The organism is Streptacidiphilus carbonis (genome assembly GCF_000787775.1).
GTDB classification, from domain to species: domain Bacteria; phylum Actinomycetota; class Actinomycetes; order Streptomycetales; family Streptomycetaceae; genus Streptacidiphilus; species Streptacidiphilus carbonis.
Map to the genome: position 1 here is coordinate 1 of NZ_BBPM01000098.1, position 18675 is coordinate 18675.

Annotated in this window: 15 protein-coding genes; 6 read left to right on the plus strand and 9 right to left on the minus strand. The window is 68.8% G+C overall.

Annotation, left to right across the window (positions count from 1 at the left end):
* Positions 1 to 259: 259 nt before the first annotated feature.
* Positions 260 to 1114, minus strand: a complete 855-nt coding sequence (locus tag TR46_RS36325; RefSeq protein WP_042411054.1) for a MerR family transcriptional regulator — start codon at positions 1112 to 1114, stop codon at positions 260 to 262.
* Between the two features lie 128 nt (positions 1115 to 1242).
* Between TR46_RS36325 and TR46_RS36330 the strand changes: the two genes are divergently transcribed.
* Positions 1243 to 1659, plus strand: a complete 417-nt coding sequence (locus TR46_RS36330) for a YybH family protein (protein ID WP_042411056.1) — start codon at positions 1243 to 1245, stop codon at positions 1657 to 1659.
* A gap of 168 nt (positions 1660 to 1827) precedes the next feature.
* The gene (locus tag TR46_RS36335; RefSeq protein ID WP_042411057.1) at positions 1828 to 2778 is read left to right on the plus strand and encodes an alpha/beta hydrolase; all 951 of its coding nucleotides are present in this window, start codon (positions 1828 to 1830) and stop codon (positions 2776 to 2778) included.
* Positions 2779 to 3012: 234 nt separating this feature from the next.
* On the opposite strand, the gene TR46_RS36340 is transcribed toward TR46_RS36335, so the two are convergent.
* The gene (locus tag TR46_RS36340; RefSeq protein WP_042411059.1) at positions 3013 to 3408 is read right to left on the minus strand and encodes a hypothetical protein; all 396 of its coding nucleotides are present in this window, start codon (positions 3406 to 3408) and stop codon (positions 3013 to 3015) included.
* Positions 3409 to 3624: 216 nt separating this feature from the next.
* Entirely contained in the window at positions 3625 to 6486 is a 2862-nt protein-coding gene (locus tag TR46_RS36345; RefSeq protein WP_042411061.1) for a PKD domain-containing protein, read from the minus strand.
* A gap of 155 nt (positions 6487 to 6641) precedes the next feature.
* Here TR46_RS36345 and TR46_RS36350 point away from each other — a divergent pair, with 155 nt between their 5' ends.
* Positions 6642 to 7193 (plus strand): hypothetical protein, encoded by a 552-nt coding sequence (locus tag TR46_RS36350; protein WP_052433425.1) that lies wholly within the window; start codon positions 6642 to 6644, stop codon positions 7191 to 7193.
* A 626-nt stretch (positions 7194 to 7819) separates the two neighbouring features.
* Positions 7820 to 9595, plus strand: a complete 1776-nt coding sequence (locus tag TR46_RS36355) for an IS481 family transposase (RefSeq protein ID WP_042411071.1) — start codon at positions 7820 to 7822, stop codon at positions 9593 to 9595.
* Between the two features lie 122 nt (positions 9596 to 9717).
* Here the strand turns inward: TR46_RS36355 and TR46_RS38655 are convergent, their stop codons facing one another.
* Positions 9718 to 10716 (minus strand): DUF2690 domain-containing protein, encoded by a 999-nt coding sequence (locus TR46_RS38655; RefSeq protein WP_152626907.1) that lies wholly within the window; start codon positions 10714 to 10716, stop codon positions 9718 to 9720.
* Positions 10717 to 11059: 343 nt separating this feature from the next.
* Between TR46_RS38655 and TR46_RS36365 the strand changes: the two genes are divergently transcribed.
* Positions 11060 to 11299, plus strand: a complete 240-nt coding sequence (locus TR46_RS36365; protein ID WP_152626908.1) for a hypothetical protein — start codon at positions 11060 to 11062, stop codon at positions 11297 to 11299.
* A gap of 325 nt (positions 11300 to 11624) precedes the next feature.
* A complete protein-coding gene (locus TR46_RS36370) occupies positions 11625 to 11915 on the plus strand; it encodes a hypothetical protein (RefSeq protein WP_152626909.1) in 291 nt (96 codons plus the stop codon).
* Between the two features lie 231 nt (positions 11916 to 12146).
* Here the strand turns inward: TR46_RS36370 and ltrA are convergent, their stop codons facing one another.
* The 5 genes from ltrA to TR46_RS42955 all read right to left on the minus strand — a co-directional run.
* A complete protein-coding gene (gene ltrA / locus TR46_RS36375; protein ID WP_042411067.1) occupies positions 12147 to 13145 on the minus strand; it encodes a group II intron reverse transcriptase/maturase in 999 nt (332 codons plus the stop codon).
* Between the two features lie 7 nt (positions 13146 to 13152).
* The gene (locus tag TR46_RS36380) at positions 13153 to 15885 is read right to left on the minus strand and encodes a recombinase family protein (RefSeq protein ID WP_201776483.1); all 2733 of its coding nucleotides are present in this window, start codon (positions 15883 to 15885) and stop codon (positions 13153 to 13155) included.
* A gap of 133 nt (positions 15886 to 16018) precedes the next feature.
* A complete protein-coding gene (locus TR46_RS36385) occupies positions 16019 to 16267 on the minus strand; it encodes a DUF5372 family protein (RefSeq protein ID WP_152626910.1) in 249 nt (82 codons plus the stop codon).
* Positions 16268 to 16304: 37 nt separating this feature from the next.
* On the minus strand, positions 16305 to 16577 hold the full coding sequence (locus TR46_RS44915) for a hypothetical protein (RefSeq protein WP_042411069.1): 273 nt from the start codon (positions 16575 to 16577) through the stop codon (positions 16305 to 16307).
* 924 nt (positions 16578 to 17501) lie between these two features.
* The coding region (locus TR46_RS42955) for a glycoside hydrolase family 5 protein (RefSeq protein ID WP_052433427.1) at positions 17502 to 18675 on the minus strand (1174 nt) is incomplete at its 5' end.

Genomic DNA, 18675 nt, shown 5'->3' on the forward strand with positions numbered 1-18675 from the left:
TTTAACGAACTACCGGTAAGCACGTGAGGTGTCTTGCCCATTCCTCGCGGTGGTGTTCGTTTTGGGCCCCTGCCCGCACGGTTTATCCCGATGGTGTGTCAGATCACAGGGGCTCGGGCGCGACCTGGAGCAGGCGCGCGGCGATGGCGCGGAAGGGTACGACCGGGAAGAAGCCGGATTCCAGCTACGTTGGGGGCCTTGGTGGAAACAGCGATTCACGCGCTCAGTGATCATGAGGCTGTGGATGGTGGTACTGCTGTCAGAGGGCCATGCTGTCATGGTCGTCGACTGCTGGTCCGGTGTGGAAGATGGGCCAGCAGATCTCGGTGCGCCAGTCGGTAGTGTCCGCGCTCTCGCGGCGTCCGACGGGGTAGTACTCGCGCAACGGCCCGTCCACGGCCAACGCGTGCTCGGCTACGTAGGCGCCCAGGGTCCCGTAGGCCAGGTCGATGTTCGCGTGTGTGCCGCAGTGGACAATCGTGGCCAACTCGATCGGCGGGACGACAAGGTCGATGACCCGGCCCATCGGGCGCATCTGTCCGCTGCAGGGCACGAACATCGTCGCCGATCCGCGCTCGTGGGTGAACAAGTCGTTGGTGAAGATCCCGCCGGCCGGTCCGTCGGCGGCCAGGCCCTGGGCGTCCAGCGTCGCATAGATCTCGCCGAGCGCGCCTTGGTACCAGGTCAGCGCGTCGGCCACATCCACCGTCTCGGTGATCGCGGCGGCGGCCGTGGCCGGCACGCTGCGGCGTTCGATGTCGGACCGGGCGCTGCCCGGCGTGCGGGTGAGCAGGTCGCGCAGCGAGGCGACGGCGTCCTGGGTGCGGGCCAGTTCCTGCTCCATCTGGTCCAGGTGAGCGGCGATGAGCGTGTTGCGCGTGGTCAGGTCCGGGGCGGTGAGCACCTTGGCCACCTGCTCGACGGGCATGTCCAGGGCCCGGAAGCGGCGGATGATCTGCGCGGTCGGGATTTGCGCGGCGGTGTAGTGCCGGTGCCCGGTATGCCGGTCGACCTCGTCCGGCTCCAGCAGGCCCACCCGGTGGTAGTAGCGCAGCGTCTTCACGCTCAGGTGCGTGGCCCGGGCGAAGTCCCCGATCGGCAGTGTCGCGTCCATACCCTCAACTGTGACACCTCCCCTTGGGGGAGATGCACGCACGCACGGGAACCTTGCAGCTCCCCTGACGGCACGCCGCAGGCTCTGTTGTAGGGCCAGTGGGGCCCGCCAGATGAAGGAGCAGCGTCATGACGACGACCGTGCAGGACAAGGAAGCCATCATTGCCATCGTTCGCGAGATGGCGGAGTCGATGACCGGTGCGCAGAGCACTCGGCACTGGGCGTCGGACGTGCTGTGGTTCGACATCCCCCCGTTCGCGTCCCGGGGCGTCGCGCCGGCGCGGAAGCTGTTCGACGACACCTTCGCCAACTTCGAGTCGTGCAAGGTCGACATCCTCGAGCTGGATGCGACGGTCAGCGGGGACATGGGCATCGTCTGCACGGTGCAGAGCACGAACATCGTGCTCAAGACCGGGGCCACCAAGCACGTCATGACCCGGCAGACGGACTGTTTCCAGCGGCGCGAGGACGGCTGGGAGCTGATCCACCAGCACGCATCCGTCCCGGCCGGGGGCGAGTGGAACGGCAAAATCACCACCGCGTAGGGCACGACCTGCGAGGTGACCAGCCCACCGGCCGAACTGATCCTGTCGCACTGCGCTGATCCCCCGGGCCCATGCGAAGCCCCCGCGCGCGGATCGGCCGACCGATCTGCGCGCCGGTACCGCCTCCCGCTCAACGCCTCCCGTTTCAAAGAAAGCGAGAATCCCTCGATGAGGTACACCCTCGATCCAGAACTCGTCCCGATCCTGGCCGCCCAGGCCGAGCAGGCCGCCGGTGCACCTGCCCGGGAGCGCGGGGACTGGCAGGCGATGCGCGAAGCCGGCAACGTCGGCCAGGCCGCGATGGCCGCGCTCGTCCCAGCGGTCGCCGGGATCAAGACCGCCACCTACTTCGCCACCGCACTGGACGGCGCCCAGATCGAACTGCGCTGGTACACCACCGGCGAGACCACCGCACCCGGCCCGGCCGTCGTCTACGCCCACGGCGGCGGCATGATCCTCGGCGACCTGGACGCCTACGACACCCTGCTGTCCTGGTACGTCGCCCACAGCCGCGTCCCGTTCCTGTCCGTCGGCTACCGCCTGGCCCCGCAGGCCACCGGCACGATGCTCGCCGAAGACGTCTTCGCCGGACTGACCTGGCTCCTCGACCACGCCAACGACCTGAGCGTCGACCCCGGCCGCGTTGCCGTGATGGGAGACAGCGGCGGCGGCGCGCCCACCGCCGGAACCGCGATCCTGGCCCGCGACCAGAACATCCCGCTGGCCCGCCAGATCCTGGTCTATCCGATGCTCGACGACCGCAACCAGACCCCCGACCCCGCCCGCGAACCGTTCCTGACCTGGACCTACGACAACAACCACACCGCCTGGAACGCGGTCCTGGGCGACACCCTCGGCACCGCCGACGTCTCGCCGATCGCCGCACCGGCCCGCCTGACCGACTTCACCGGTCTGGCCCCGGCCTACATCGACACCGGCGACCTGGACATCTTCCGCGACGAAGACATCTCCTACGCCGCCCGCCTCGCCAGCGCCGGCGTCCCCGTCGAACTGCACCTGCACTCCGGCGTCCCCCACGGCTGGGACCGCATCGCCCCCGAGTCTGGGGCGGCCCGCCGTGCCTTCGCTGACCGCATCCGCACCCTGGCAACCCTCTGACAGCCTGTTCGAGGCGTTCGAGACAAGCCGAGGTCGCGCGATGCTGCACACCGCAACCCGCACCAATATCGATCGATGCGGCCTGGCGACACAGCGACAGGGCTCTTCGCTGTGACGACGGCGGACGAGCGGCTACCGGGTCTTGCGGGCGACGGTCAAGACGCCCGTCTCGCATCCGGCCCGAGGCCCGGATGCGAGACGCACTGGGACACGCCGCGCCGGTCCGCCGGGGGTTCAGCGCACCCCGCCGCCGCGGTTCCGGCCCTGGTTCTGCTGACGCTGCTGCCGAGCCGCGCGCTTGTCCGCGGCGACCTGCTTGGCCGCGCGCTTCTCGGTCTGGGCCTGGGCGCGGACCTCCTCCTCCCGCGCACGCTGATCGGCTGGCCTCCGCGCGCGCAGCTCCAGCTCCGCGCGCACCGCCTTCACCGCGCCGCACGCCGCCTCGACCTTGGCGCGGCGCCGCGCGGCGCCGCGCGGCACCGGGCTCACGCTGCCCGGTGGTACTCGCGGTGTCGGCCGCCAGGGCAGCGGCGTCCTGGTCCCGGATCTGCCGGGGGTGAGGTGCTGTGCGTGGCCGGCGGCCTCCACCGTGGCGTGCTCGGTGACCGCCAGCTCCTCCGCGCGCCGCATCAGCTAGGGTGCCTCTGCCCGGCTGCTGTCCGCCGCCTGCTCCAGGCCAGCGGCGCGGTCCTCCAGGAGCTTCGCGTGTACGAGCACCTGCTTGCGAGAGAGACCGACCGGTCCGGTCCGCCGCCGCGCGGTACGGCGAGGGTCTCTGATGTGGATCAAGCTCCAGGTCAGGGACTTTCTTGCTGTGCAGGTTCAGAGGCTGCTGCGTGCGAAGTGTCAGGAGGAGGGGGCGAAGTAGCCCTCGAGGTCCAGGACGGTGTCGGTGGATCCGGCGTTGTTGTAGATGGTGATGTAGCCGTTGCTGTCGAGGGGGACGGTGGCCAGGACGGGGCGGGTCTGTCCGGGGGTGAGGTTGAGGTTGGAAACCGTCGGTCTGGTGTCGCCGGGGTAGGCGGTCAGGTAGGTCGTGGTCGTGCTGTTGGTGCCGGTCAGGTTGATGGTGACGGCGGTGGCGTCGGTGGGGACGCCGTGGGTGCCCGCGACCTTGATCCGCAGGTTGGCTGCCGGTCCGAGCGGGTGTCTGGGTGCCCCGGTGCCGTTGCGGGTGTCGACCAGTCGCAGGGGTGCCATCGGGAAGTAGGCAGGGTGTTCCGGCGCGCCGAAGTAGTTGGTGTAGGCGCCCTCGAAGTCGACGATGAGCGCGGTGCGGGCAGAGCTGTTGTAGAGCTTGAACGTACGGGTCTTGTCGATGGGGACAGCGATCAGGTTGGACGTTGTCTGCCCGGCTCGGAAATTGAGGTCGGAGGCGATGGGGCGCGCGCCGGTGCCGGGAAAGACGGTGACGTAGCCGTCTCCGGTGGTCTGGGTCGCGGTGACGTTGACCAGGACGGTGGACGGGTCGCCGACCTGCGAGGACAGGATCGTGGGCAGGGTGACGGTGGTGGTGCTGCCGGGACCGACGGTCTGGTTCGGGGAGGTGGTGCCGATACGGTGGCGGGTGTCCAGGAGGCGGCTCTGGCCCAGGTCGCTGACGTAGCCGGCTTCGGCGTAGTCGCCGGTGGTGGCCGTGGTGAAGTAGCCCTGGACGTCGGCGATCAGGTCGACATGGCCCTGGGCGTTCCACAGGTCGACGTAGCCGTCGGCGCCGACCGGGACGGTGACCTGGTTGGGGTTGGTCTGTCCGGCGGCGAAGTTGAGGTTGGACGCGGTGGGGCGGGCGGTTGCGTCAGGGTAGGCAGTGACGTACCCGGCGGTGGTGGCGTTGGTGTCGGTGACGTTCATGGTCACCGCGGTGACAGTGGCGGGCAGGCCGTGCTGTCCGGCGATCTTGACGCGTACCGTTGCGCCGGGGCCGGCCTGCTGGCGCGGTGCGCCGGTGCCGTTGCGGGTGTCCAGGAACCGTTGGGGAGCGACCGGCATGAACGCCGAGCCGATCACGACAGGCGTGGACACCGTGGCACTGCGGCCCGCGGCGTCGGTGACCACGGCGTTGACGACGTAGTGGCCCGGGTGTGCGAACAGGTGGGTGGCGTAGCTGTCCGTTCCGTCCTGGCTGGACTCCGATTCCGGCGCCGACCCGTCCCCGTAGTCCACCTGGACTTTCGCGATGCGCCAGGGCGTGTCCGCCTGGTAGGTGAAGATCCTGGTCCCCGGGGTGTTCATGAGCACAGGGTTCGGGATGACGCGGGCCGCCAGTGACCCGTTGGCGCGTCCGTGGACCGACGCGGACTCCTGGACCTGTCCGTCGCCGATGCTGGTGGCGCGGGAGACTGTCGCGGTGAAGGTGCCGCTGCCGTCGGCCGGCGGGGCCGTGTAGGTGTGCTGGACCGTCGGGCTGGTGGAGCTGTAGCTGCCGCTGCCGTCGCCGAAGTCAAAGACGTAGGGCGCCGTGGCCCAGGTGTCGTCGGATGACGCTGTCAAAGTGGCGGTGAACGGGTAGGGGCCGCTGCCCAGGGGGTTGTCCACACTCAGGTGCACGACGGGGGCGACGTTGGGATTCTGGGCCTCTATCGCGCCGCGGTCCACAAAGCCGCTGCCGGTTCCCGTATTGGGCACCGCGGGGTCATCGACACGGGGGTTGCCGTCCAGGTCGGTGGGGGGTTCGCCGGGCGCGTCGGCATCTGCGGAGTCGACCAGCCAGTTGACCTGCGGCGCGTTCTGGTCCAGGTCGTGGATGCCTTGCCCGGTCGCGGCGTTGAAGCCCTTGCTCGCCTGGTAGGCGGTGCCGGCCCAGTCGTAGGCGGTACCTGCGCCGGTGGCCAGGTTCACCGCGTTGTAGTCCTCGTGGATGCCGGCAGCCGCTTCAGCGGAAGCCGAGAGTCCGATCAGAGGAGAAGCACAGGTGATCGGACCTGAGCGCGTATCGTGGATGTCGAGGTTCTCCAGCGAGCCCGTCGTTTGCCCGGTGATGGCGACCGCTGTGCCGCAGCTCACCGAGAAGGTATCCGCAGCCAGCACCAGTCCGCTGACCCCGTCCGCCTGGACGCGGCCCGCGGAGGCGGGAAGATCAGGGAAGGTGTCGTCGGCGATCGTGACGTCACGGGCCCCGGGCTGCACCTGGATGCCGGTGCCCACCACCGATCTGACGTTCAGCCGAGTCAGGGCGATCGCGTGCGAAGCGCCGTCGACGGTGATGCTGTTCTGCGAGGAGGCCGCAGTCCCGACCTGATTGGTTACCTGAGTCGCCCCACTGTCGAAGGTGATGTCGCGGGAGTCCACAATGGCCAACGCAGGGGCTCCGGCGCTGACCATCGCCAGGTGCCGCAGCACGATGTCGTGCGCCCCGGAGACGGTGAGCAGCGGCCCTGTACCGGCCGGTGTGCGGATGGACGTGTACGGGTCTTCGTCGAAAGTGATCGGCAGGCCCGGGGAACCGGAGCGGGTGATCACCACCGGCTTGTTGTATCCCGGTGAGGCCACGATGTGCACGGTCTGTCCGGCAACGGCCGCATCCGCGGCGCTCTGGATGGTGCAGAACGGCGCGGCTTGGCTTCCCGCTCCGGTGTCGCTGCACGTCGCTGCACTCGCACTGACGTACAGGTCCGTCACAGCCGGATCCGCCCGGGCGGCGCTGACGCCGACCCCCGACAACAGCAGCGACAGCACGGTGGCGCCTATCAAGGCACGAGTGCCCGGCATACGGATGTCCCCCTAGGGCCAAGGAGCGCACGGCGCTGCAACCCGACCGATGATTCGTTCGATGCCTATGCTGCGGCAGAGCTTACTGACCCCCGCTCACCTTCGGAAGATCCTTTCGACAGCCGGGCGTCACCCCGATCTGCCAGCATGACGCCATGACGACCGCATCATCCGATCAGCGGCCCGACCAGGGCACCATGGAGTTCTTGCAGACGGCGTTCGAGCCTCAGTGGCGCGAACCGCCGCTGGGCTACGACGCCGTTGCTGCGTGGGAGTCGGCGAACGGGGGCAGCCTCCCCGAGCCCTACCGGACGTTGGTCGCTGAGATCAGCAACGGCTACAGCCTTGGCCCCGCCGAAGACGGAGGCCTGCAGCCACTCGGGTGGCTGCCCGGAGACTGGCCCGACCTCGGCCCGCGCCAACCCGGCGCCCCCTTCCCGCTGACTGAAGCGTGGCTCTGGGAAGACGACGAGACCGTTGACCCCGCCGACGACGACCCGCGTACCGACGCTGCCTACAACCACGGATCCGTCGTGCTCGGCTCCGAAGACGGCCAATCGTTCTGGCTCCTGGTAACAACCGGGCCCAGACGAGGAGAGGTCTGGATGGTGGCCGATGTCGGCGCTATCCCCGTGCCCGCAGACACAGCATGGGGGTTCCTGCAATGGGTACAGCGCTGGCATGCCGGCAACGGCTGGTGGGACTAACCAGCGACCCCGACGCACCCACGCGCGAACGCAATGACCGCAGACTTGACCCGCTAACCACGTGAGGTGTCGTGCCCATTCCTCGCGGTGTGTCCGTTTTGGCCAAGCTGACAGCTCTCGTGGGGTGGGGGCGACGGCGGAACATCCCGGCCAGGTGAAGTGGCCTGTGTGCGTGACCGCTCGCCGGGGTCGGCGTTGAGCCGAGGTGACCATCATTCCAGCGGCCGCGGCCGTTGTCGTACCAGCCCAGCGCAATCGCCGCTCTCATCGCCGGTCGGAAGGAACCGGGGAGCCGCTCTTCGATGCCCTAGCCGCGCAGTGGCGCGCCCAGGGGCGGATGGTGCCCGGTGACCGCGACCGCGAATGGGTCGACACGGTGGTCCGCAAGGTCTGGCAGTCGACAGACCCATCGCCCTCACCGATGACGTGAGCCTTCCCTCCCCCCCGGAAGGTTCGGGTGTCGCCCCGTCAGGCGAGCCTGGTGACGGTGTGAAGTCCCGCGGGCTGTTGGACAGATCTGTCCCGGTTGATGCTTGACGGTCTCGCCACATCCTTGACGGTCGCTGCTCGTTGGACCCGGTGTGGCTGAGGATGGCGAGCAGGAGTCGGCGGACGACCGGCGGTGGATGGCCGAGCACCGGTACCGCGCGGTGCTCCAGGTGCTGGACGGGGTCGCGGTCGCGCAGGTGGCCCGCCAGGCCGGCGCCTCGCGGCAGTCGGTGTACACATGGGTCGAGCGATACCACTCCGGCGGGCTGGACGCCCTGATGGACAGGTCCCGGCGGCCGCATGTCTCTCCGCACCAGGTCGCGGCGGAGGTCGAGGCCCTGGTGTGCGAGTTGCGCCGGTCCTACCCGAGATGGGGAGCACGCCGGATCGCCCACGAGCTCGGCCAGCGCGGGCTGGTGCCGGTCCCCGGCCGCTCGACCGTCCACCGCATCCTGACCCGGCACGGCCTGGTGAACAACCAGGACCAGAACCACCGGCGCGTCTACCGCCGCTGGCAGCGTGACGCCCCGATGCAGCTGTGGCAGCTCGACATCATGGGCGGGGTATTCCTGGCCGACGGCCGGGAGTGCAAGCTGGTCACCGGCATCGACGACCACTCCCGGTTCATCGTGATCGCCAAGGTCATCGCCAACCAGTCCGGGCGGGCGGTCTGCACCGCCTTCGCCGAGGCCATGACTACCTACGGGGTCCCCTGCGAGGTGCTGACCGACAACGGCAAGCAGTTCACCGGCCGCTACACCAAGCCTGCCCCGGCCGAAGTGCTCTTCGAACGGATCTGCCGGGAGAACGGCGTCACCGCCCGGCTGACCAAGCCGCGCTCGCCGACCACCACCGGCAAGATCGAGCGCTTCCACAAGACACTTCGGCGCGAACTGCTCGACCACGTCGGCCAGTTCGCCGACCAGGGCACCGCCCAGGCCGCCATCGACGCCTGGGTCCACGCCTACAACCACGCCCGACCCCACCAGTCCCTCGCCATGGCCACCCCCGCCGCCGTCTTCCGCCCGACCCCGGCCGACCCACCACGGCCGGGGCACCAGGTCGACCTGCCATCCGTGGACCCGCCGCAGAAAGCCGCTGTCGAGGAACTGCTGGCACCGCGCCTGCCCGCGCTGCTGCCCTCCCCGCGCCTGCCGGTCGACGAGACGCAGATCGGCGCGGTCGAGTTCGAGGCACTCGTGTCGGCGATCGGACGGCTGTGCCTGCCCGGCGGCCAGCAACTGATCTTCCCCGCCGCACTGGGCGGGCGCACGACCACTGTCTGGGCCGACTGCCGCAGCATCTACGTCTTCCTCGACGGCGAGTTCCTGCGCACCCGCGCCTCCCAGTTCACCCCCGCCGACCTCAGGGCCCTGGTCGAACGCGGCGGACGGATCGCCGGCCCCGAACCGGCCGCATCGGCACTGCCGACCGCGCCGCTACCCTCCGCGGTGGTCGAGGTCGACCGGCTCGTCGGCCGCGACGGCGACATTGGCCTCGCCGGCGCGCGCGTCAAGCTGGCTCCGCACCTGGCCGGACAGCAGGTCACCCTGCGGTTCGACGGCCAGCTGATGCACGTCATCGCCGACGGCACAGTCGTCAAGACCATGCCCGCACCGGTCCCGGTCGAGAACCGGGCCCAGATCGGCGGCGCCCGCAGCCCCCGCGCCACCGTCATCCCGCCCACCGCCCAGGCCCTGCGCGCCCAGAGACGAGTACCGGCCGACGGCGTGGTCATGGTGGCCGGCCAGCGCCTGCGCATCGGCCGCAGCCACGCCGACAAGACCGTGGCCATCGTGATCGAGGACACCGTCTACCGGGTCCTAGACGGCGACACCGAGCTGTCCACCCACACCCGCACCAGCGACAAACCGATCAAGCAGTTCAGGGCCAATGCCCGCACGCACAACTGACGATTCGTCTGTCCAACATCTCCCGATGACGTCCAGCATCTACTGGGACCCGCCTGTCCAGGATCTCGCGGGATCTCACACCGTCACTCACACTCAGCAGGCATCAACCGGTGCATCCGGGCTCAATGTGTCCGGCTGGGCAGGCACACGGTCTGGCCGACTGCGGCGACGTTCTGCCCGATCATGTCGACGCGGGCGCGGGCGATGGCGCAGCCCATGCCGGTGAGCAGGATGCCGGAGTAGGTGCTGTCGATGTGGCCCATGCGCCAGAGCATCTCGGTGTGGTCCGCAGGCCGGTCGGCTTCGATGGTGGTGGCACCCACGGTGGTGTCGTTGGGGTCGGGGTTGAGTCCGGGGGTGGGGTAGAACCGGGCCCAGGCTCCCCCGCAGTGCGGGGAGTAGACCAGGCTGATCTCGCCCACGTCGGTCCCCGCCGGCAGTGTGCGGCCCCGCAGCTGCGCCTGCTTCTGGAGCAGCACATGGGCGCTCTGCAAGGTGATCTTGTCCTTGAAGCAGCCCACCAGTCCTGGATCGGTGCCGTCGATTACCTGCCCGGTAACCGCCGGTACGGCCGCGACCGAGGCCTGTGCCTGCGGCGGATGGCTGGAGTGATGGGGGGCGCCGATGCCCCAGGCAACACCGGCCGCCACCAGCCCCGCGACCAGCACGCTCGCCAGCGCCCACTGCCGGCCGCGACCGTGGCCGGTCCCGGTTGCCAGTACCCGGCCCGGCGGTGGAGGGTCGGCTGAAGCATTGCCGGCCGCAGGTGGCAACTGTGAGCGAAGAACGGCGAGCAGGTACTGCGGGCGGATCACCACCACGCCCGCTTGCTGCTCCTGCCCGCAGCGGGCGGCCTCGAGGGCGTCGGCTGCCTGCGTCCACCGCTCGCTCCACCAGGCCCAGTCCCCGCCGCACGCGCGAACGAACTCGCGGGTCACATTCCGTGAGGGCAACTGCCGCCCTGCGGCGGCCGCCGCCAGCGCGCTCTTGGACGCCGCACACTGCCGGGCCATCTTCCAGAACGGCCGGTCCCCCGCCAGCGCCCGCAACGCCCGTAACTCCGTGGCGAACCGCTCCACCGGCCCCGCCGCCGGATCCAACGGCCCCATACGTCGCCCCACCAGCGTCTCCCTTTGTGTTGGACAAAAACCCGTCCTCCGATTGTCCAGGACGCTTCACGCTGGACAATCCCCCGCCTAGACAGATGGCGCCAGGGGGGTGCTGCTCCCCGGAACTTCTCAGCTCATGGGAGAAAAGTATGAAGCGTGACATCTGTCCCTCACCGCGGGGCACTAGGGGCCTTCCGGGCACCGCGCTCCGCCGGGTCACAGGCATCGGCCTGGTCCTGGCGGCTGCCTTGGCAGTTCCGGCCTGGTCGGCACCGGGCGCACAAGCGCTCTCGGCGCCGGCGTCCATGACGCCCCTGCATGGGGCTGTGGCTGGGCTCCTGCCAACAACAGCAGAGTGTCCGGCGGAGCAGTCTCCTCGGTGAACGTCAAGGTCGACCGCTGGAACGACTGCGGTACTTCAGGCGGTTGGGTCGACCTCTACGACTCTGTCACCGTCCGCTGCCAGCATGTCGGCGACGTGTACGACCAGTACGGCGACAGCCTCTGGTACTACATAGACCCGGCCCACGGCGCCCGTGGCTGGGTACCGTCGACTGCAATCAGCGTCTACGGCTGGTCCGTAGCCACCTGCTGACGTCGTGGAGGTATCTCAGTCCTCGCGAGCCAAGCCGTCGGTGCGGAGACCGCTACAAGCCTTGGCGCCGATCGAAAAGGGTCGCCTCTGCAGGCTCCCTCTAGCCATGGCAACCTGCCCCGCGGGCGCGAGCCACAGGGCCGCGGCCCTCGACCCCCCATCCCGGCGCTTTGTCGCCATCGTCGCAAACAGTGGAGGTTCCATGCTTTCCCGGTTCTCCAGGCATGCCGCCAGTACAGCGGCAACGGCGCTTGTCGCCGGTACCGTCGTGCTCACGGGCGCCTCGAGCGCGTCCGCCCAGGTCTGCAGCCCTTTCCCCAGCTGCGTGGGCAAGCCCTACCACCCCGCCTCGTACGACAACAACCTGGCCGAGTGGAACGGCAGGCCCCTGGCACCCGGTAGTGCGATCGTCGGGTACGTGACCAATGCCCAGACGCTCTGGGTGGTGTGCCAGGCCAACAACGGGCCGACGTCGGACGGCGAAGTCAGCAACACCTGGGACTTCGCCTGGTCCGCGTACGCTGGCAGGTATGTGTGGGTCTACGACTACTGGATGAGCACCCCCCAGATCGGCTCCAACGGCTACTCACCCGGGATAGACCACTGCAACTTCTAAACCCACCGCCCCGCCCTGTCACCATCGCCCACGGCCGCTCAGGTGCGCTCAACCGCGGCCGGGCACCCTCTGTCAGCTACGACATGTGGCCTGGGCGGCGTGCTCGCATTGGCCGGTGGTCTCCAGCGGGGCGGCACTGATGGTCGGGTCGCCCGGGGGAATCGCACCCCCGGGCTCCCACAGAACGGAGCGTGACAGTCTCCCGTCACTCCGCTCCTGTCATCCTGATCACTAGAACCCCGGCGTCCATGCCCATTGGGCGAAGAGCCTCGGGTACTGGCGCGTGGCGCGTTTCCAGCACGCGTGGGCCTTCTTGAACGTCCGGAGCCGTCTGTATTTCTTGCGGATCCAGCGCATCAGGTAGGCGTTGATGCGCTGGAGGAGGGGATGCAGCGCGGAGCGGTAGAACGCCCCGTAGTACTGCATCCAGCCCCGCACCATCGGGTTGATGCGACGTGCGAGGTCGAAGAAGGTGAGGTGGATCTGCCGGTGGAGCCGCCAGGAGCGGACCTCCGTGCTGATCTTCTTCTGGGCGTCCTTGCTGATCGCGGGCAGGAAACCGGTGAAGTTCTTCCTGGCCCTGTTCCGCGAGCCGCGGGCTCGGAAAGTGAACCCCAGGAAGGTGAATGACGTGTGCTCATATGAGCCCCGCCGGTTCCCGTCCTTGCAGTACACGATCCGGGTCTTGTCGGGGTGCAGTCGCAGCCCGACTTCTTCCATCCTGTTCGAGAGCGCCGCCAGCACGTGGCGGGCCTGGCTCTCGCTGGCGCAGTGCACGACTGCGTCGTCCGCATACCGCTCGAACTGGATGCCCGGGTAGTTCCAGGCGAGCCAGGTGTCGAACGCGTAGTGCATGAACAGGTTCGCCAGCACGGGCGAGACCACTGACCCCTGCGGAGTGCCCCGGTCCCGCTTCTGCAAGGTGCCGTCGGGCAGTTGAAGCGGGGCGCGAAGCCACCGCTCAACGTACAACTTCACCCAAACGGCGTCGGTGTGAGCCTCCACAGCCTTGACGATGAGGTCCCAGCGGACGCTGTCGAAGAACTTCTGGACATCGAGGTCGATTACCCAGTCTTTCTTCCAGCAGCGTTGCCGGCAGCGTTCCACCGCGTCCAGCGCGGACCGGTTCGGCCGATATCCGTAGGAGTCGTCATGGAACACAGGCTCCACGCGGACTCCCAAGTGATTGGCCACCACGGTCTGCGCAACCCGGTCGGCGACAGTAGGCATGGTGGCTTCATACTGCCCCTCCTGCTGTGAGTGTTCGGGTTGTGAGGTCGGATTTCACGCTCTGGCCGGTAAGTTGGCGGCCGGTGGCCTCGTTGTCGCTGGTCCAGGGAATGCTCAGGCGGCCGTCGGCGGCGCGGTGGGCGTCCAGGTAACCGCGGGCGATCCAGTAGTAGACCGCGCCGGCGCGGATGCCGAGTCGGTCAGCGGCCTGCTGGACGCTCAGTTCGCCGCGCTCGGTAGCGGCGTCGGGCAGGGGGTGGCTGCCGGGGCCGGTGGGGCCGGGGTGTTTGGGCCGGTCCAGGTCGGCCCGCAGGTCTGCCGCGACCTGGTCGTTCCAGGGGATGGCTATGCGGCCGCCGGGTGTGCGGTGTGCGGGCAGGCGGCCGATACGGACCTGGTAGCGCACGGCGGCGTCGAGGACGCCGAGGCGGGCGGCGGCTTCGGGGATGCTGATCTCGTCGGTGCGGGCGGCCTGGGCGGGCAGTGGACGCCGCCCCGTGGGAACGAACTGCTCGGGGTGGGTGATCCAGTCCCGGCAGGCGGCCTCGACCTGCGCGTCCCACGGGATGCACCAGCGGCCCCCGACGTCTTTGCGAGCGGTCAGCCGTCCGCAGTGGATCCAGTAGTAGAGGGCGTGTTCGACCACGCCCAGGCGGGCGGCGCCCTGCTGGACGCTGACCTCGCCGGGCAGGGTCTGCGGCGGGGTGGCGGGGCGTGGGGTGAGGTGGCCGGAGGTGCCGATCTGACGTCGGCAGTCAGCCTCGACCTGCGGGTTCCAGGGGATGCACCAGCGCCCGCCGGCGTCCTTGCGGGCGACCAGGCGCCCGTGAGTGAGCCAGTAGTAGACAGCGTCGGCGGTGATGCCCAAGTTCCGGGCGGCCTGGTTGACGCAGATCTCCCCGCCGCGGAACGGGACCTGCGCGGGGATCTTGTAGGCGTGGCCCACCCATTTGACGGCCGCCACGTCGTAGGGGCGCCCGGCCCCGGTGGTCACATGGGCGTCGGCGAGCGCGGCGACAACCTGCTTGTCGCTGTGGCTCGGACGCAGGGCGGCGATCAGCTCCCGCGCCGCCATCGGGGTGCGCATCACCTCCGGTGAAGTCCGCGGCCGGGTCAGGGCCAGTTCGTCGCAGGCGCCGGTGTGCCAGCGGACCCCGACCCGCGCGCGGGCCCGGTCGGACTCGGGCAGCAGGGTCACATCCGAGATCAGTGTCCGCAGCAGGCGTTTGCGGTCGCGGTCCCTGGTGGCGGGTGCGTGCCACAACCCGGGCAGGTCAGCGGCCAGGGCCTGCAGGGCGGAGCGGTCTGGCAGCGCCGGTCTGGCTTCGCGGGCGGTGTTCAGGGCGGCCCGGGCCTGGTCGAGTGCGGCGAGTCTGGCCTCCCAGCGGGCCTCCAGGGTGCGGGCGACCATGCGGTTCTCCGGCTCGACGGCGGTGAAGGTGCGCTCGGCGCGGTCCGCGTCCCACTGGGCGCGCTCCACGGCCAGTTCGGCGGCGCGGTGCGAGCGGGTGCGGCGGTCGGCGACCTCGTCGGCTGCGGCCAGGGCGACCTCGATCTGCCCAGGGCTGAGGGTGGCCAGGAGCTTGGCAACCACGGCGTCGTCCACGATGTCGGCGCGGATCGAGCGGCAGGTCGGCGTGGCTTCGTGGTCGGCCCGGGAGATCGAGCATCCGTAGGCGGCCTGGCCGTCGTGGTGGTAACGGGTGGTCATCGGGCGTCCGCAGGAACCGCAGAACATGATCCCCTGACACAGCGCCAGGCCCTCACGCGCGGGGCGTGAGCCGTCGTGGGTGCAGTTGGCCTTCAGTTTCGCCTCGGCCGCCACATAGTCCGCCCAGGTCCAGTAGCCCTCGTGGTGGTCGTGCAGGACGACGGGCCACTGCTCGCGGGGCACCCGCGTCAGGCTGGTGCGCACGCTGCCGTCCGGCTGGACCCGGCGCCGGGTGGTGTTGCGGCCGTAGACATAGGTGCCCGCGTAACAGAGATTGCTCAGCACCCCCAGCGCCCGGGCGTGGGTGAGCCTGCCCCACCGCAACTGGCCTGCCCATGCTCCTCCGTAGGCGCGAAGCGGGAAGCGCCGGCCGACGAACGCGGCGACGACATGGTAGGCCGAGCCGCCGGCCGCGAACGCGGCGAAGACGTCGCGGATCGCGGCCTGCACCTCCATGTCCGGGTCGATCACGCACATGCCCTCGTCGTCGTAGAGGTAGCCCACCGGCAGCGGGGAGCGCAGGTCGCCGCGCTCGGCCGCGGCCCGCTTCGCGCCCTGCAACCGGCTCGAAAGGATGTGCAATTCGGCCTCTGACATGCTGCCTTTCAAACCGAGCAGGAGCCTGTCGTTGAAGTTGGTAAGGTCGTAGACCCCGTCGTCGTCGATCAGCAGCACGTCGGTCAGCCGCGCCAGCTCCAGCAGCCGGGCGAAGTCGGCCGAGGACCGCGCGAGCCGCGAGACCTCCAGACCGAAGATCGCCCCGACCTCGCCCAGGCAGACCTTCGCGACCAGATCGCGGAAGCCCTCGCGGACCTGTCCGAACTTGCCCGACAGTCCCAGGTCCGCGTCGATGACCAGGACGTCCTCGCGGTCCCAGCCCAGCCGGACCGCCTCGTCGCCCAGCGCGTACTGCCGCAACGTCGACTCCGTGTTGTCCCTGACCTGGACCAACGTGCTCTGGCGCAAGTAGACCGCCGCCGTCCGGGAGCGATGGGACGCGGTGATCTTCGAGGTCCCGTTCACGATCACGGCCGCCTCCCAACGCGGACTCGACCATGTTGGCCCACACCATCACCATCTCGACGCGGCACTGCGGTGACGGCGGCACGGACCCTCGCTTCCGCCCACGACAGGGCTGGTGCGCGACACAACTGTCGTAGCATCAGGATCCCTCCCCGCCCGTGTCGGCACCACGGCTCACCAGGGCATCCACCAGCGCACGCAGCGCACCGAGCCCCTCGACCGCGAGCCGGTCGCCACCCGGCTCCCCGCCGCGATCCGTCCACTCCTGCGGCAACGTCACGCTCCGGCCCGCGCCGTACGCGCAGACGAACACCAGTGCACCGCTCCGGCGCTTGACGAACAAGATGTCCAACTGCTGGCCTGCCAGCGCGTGGAACGGGTGGGTCACCGTCAAGGAACCCAAAGACTGCCTGGACGCTGCGGCACTATGCCGTGTCCGTCGGAATGCCGAGCATTCTCGTGCCCCCGCCGTGCTGCTTCGGAATCTCCACCGCACGCACCGGAGGGGGAAAGTAGGTCCCCGACGACATGCGGTTCAAGATCTTGTACAGGTTGCCCTGGAGATCCTTCTCGAAGTCGTCGATGGACCGCCCGTCCACACCCGATGCGCCCTTACTCCTCCTGACCTGCCGATACGCCTCCAGTACTTCCCACTTCGAAATCTCAAACGGCTTATCTGGTGACTTCAGCTTGTCCATCGGCTCCTCCCGGAGAACGTCCGGTTGACCAGACACACACAGCCACGGATGACCCGGCCCCTTCGCTCCACCCCCATTACAGGGGCTTCGGCACTACTACGAGCCGGTCCGCCAGCACCCTTCGCGACGGTACTCAGCCCCTTGCGGTTCAGCCGCTCGGGGCGCTCCCTCTCGCCGCCCTCCTTGGGCGACAGTGTCGAAGCGTGCCTTCCCACGATCCGTGCAAGACCAGCAGATCAGGCTCACGCCACCTCCGTGCCGGACACCGCCTGGCCAATAAACGGGCACCCGCCAGGCTTATCCCGGACCCAATCCTGTGGACCCGGTTTTGATGTCACCTAGATTTCACTAACGACACTTCAGCAATTGTTCACTCGCGTTCGTCTTCCTGATCCCCACCTGACGCCTCTTGGGCGCCTTCTCCACATCGCTCACCACGATCGCGTCACTGCTCTCGCAGCATGTGGTGGTTTGAAGCCTCCCCCCGCAGGGCGGCTCCGAAGGGCCAAACCTTCATCTCTTGCACAGCATTGCTTCCAGAACTTCCTACATGCAGGTCCTTTCGCATTCGTGGCACACAGGATTCGTGAAATTTCCCCAGGGTTGCTCTTCGCCTCGGTTCGTCCTGTTCCGCGGCGTTGCGGTGGCAGTGCGCCGCGGCGCTGCCGGCGCCGGCGGCAGTCGACGGGCATGACCACCCATCGTCGACTGCCGCCGTATCGTCCTGCAATCGGCGGCCCGCGACGTCCTCGGGAACTTGTCGCCTGTGGTGGCCGCAGGGAACCTCGCGGTCCAGATCCGAGCGTACGCAGCTGACCGGGTCCTGCCGTGCCGTGAGATCGCGCGCAGCCGAACGGACCCGCAGGGTGTATTCAGGCGCGACACAGTACGGTGCTGCGGGACAGAGGGACGTGGCGGTCGACGTCAGTGGTCGACGACCAGAACCGCGCTGTTGCCGGGAACGTCGACCACCACCGTTTTGCCGCCCGTCACCCTGACCGGCAGGGGGGACGGGCTGAACGCTCCGCTCCCGTTCACTCCGGATCCGGCGACGCTGATCGCCGTCGAATCGAGGGAAGGCGCCGTCAACAGGTACTCACTGGCGTGGCCGGCCGCCGAGCGAAGCGTGATGGTGGCCCTGGACGGCGTTGCGCCCTTGTTGTTCACGAACACGTTGTTGCCGATGCCCCAGGCCGTGATGCCGGTGCCGCCGGAGGTCGAGGCCGAGTGGAACGCGCCCGTGCCGCCGAGTACCCAGAGCAGTTCACCGTAGTAGACGCCCTGCACGCCGGTCGGGTTGAGCCCGTCGTACGCGATCGGCGAGTAGTTCAACGAAAACTGCGTCGAAGTGCCGCCGTGGAAGTTCACGCCGGCGCCCCCATGGCCGGCGACGCCCGCCATGAAGTCCAAAGACCACAGCGACGCTGCCTCCACGTTGCTCACCCCCAGGGTGCCGCCGTGGTAGAACGAGTTGGCTTCGGTCATTCGCCAGATGGGGATTCCATTGGTCGAGCGGGCACTGCTCATCGCGCTCTCGGCGTTCGGGAGCCTGCCGGAACTGTTGGAGGCGAGCATCGCGGGAATCGTGCCTGTGGTGTTTTTGCCGATGTAGAGGTGCGTCGACAGAATGGCGAGGCTGTTGTTCTTCTCGTCCGACGCGAACGAAGCGGCCCAGGCCGTCGAATCGCCGCCACCGGGACCGTCGAAGACCGCGCCCGGAACCTTCGCCCTGATCGCGCTGACGTAGCTGTTGTACGAGGCCTCGTAGCCGCTTTCGGTCGTGTAGAAGTTGGGTTCGTTGCCGATCTCGAACGCGCGCAGGCTGCTGCCCAGTGTCTTGGCCACGAAACGGGCTTCGGAAGCCGCGTTGGCTGCGGTGTTGGTCTTGAGGTTGATGCCGTAGATGACATTCCAGCCGGTCGCGCGCAGGAATGCCGCGAGTTTCACCACGTCGGCCGGGGCGATCTCGGTCGGCGACCCGCCGGCGCCGCTCGCGTTCCAGTTGACGATATCGCCGAGATTGCCGCCAACTCGCAGCGAACTCGGACCGAGTCGCTTGAACAGGTGCACCAGTGCGCTGTCGGCGGCGTCGAACAGA

What these genes read in the sequence shown, in the direction of transcription:
- TR46_RS36325 (WP_042411054.1), bottom strand. Translation starts at nt 1,114, where the DNA reads ATGGACGCGACACTGCCGATCGGGGACTTCGCCCGGGCCACGCACCTG.
- TR46_RS36330 (WP_042411056.1), top strand. Translation starts at nt 1,243, where the DNA reads ATGACGACGACCGTGCAGGACAAGGAAGCCATCATTGCCATCGTTCGC.
- TR46_RS36335 (WP_042411057.1), top strand. Translation starts at nt 1,828, where the DNA reads ATGAGGTACACCCTCGATCCAGAACTCGTCCCGATCCTGGCCGCCCAG.
- TR46_RS36340 (WP_042411059.1), bottom strand. Translation starts at nt 3,408, where the DNA reads ATGCGGCGCGCGGAGGAGCTGGCGGTCACCGAGCACGCCACGGTGGAG.
- TR46_RS36345 (WP_042411061.1), bottom strand. Translation starts at nt 6,486, where the DNA reads ATGCCGGGCACTCGTGCCTTGATAGGCGCCACCGTGCTGTCGCTGCTG.
- TR46_RS36350 (WP_052433425.1), top strand. Translation starts at nt 6,642, where the DNA reads ATGACGACCGCATCATCCGATCAGCGGCCCGACCAGGGCACCATGGAG.
- TR46_RS36355 (WP_042411071.1), top strand. Translation starts at nt 7,820, where the DNA reads ATGGCCGAGCACCGGTACCGCGCGGTGCTCCAGGTGCTGGACGGGGTC.
- ltrA (WP_042411067.1), bottom strand. Translation starts at nt 13,145, where the DNA reads ATGCCTACTGTCGCCGACCGGGTTGCGCAGACCGTGGTGGCCAATCAC.
- TR46_RS44915 (WP_042411069.1), bottom strand. Translation starts at nt 16,577, where the DNA reads ATGGACAAGCTGAAGTCACCAGATAAGCCGTTTGAGATTTCGAAGTGG.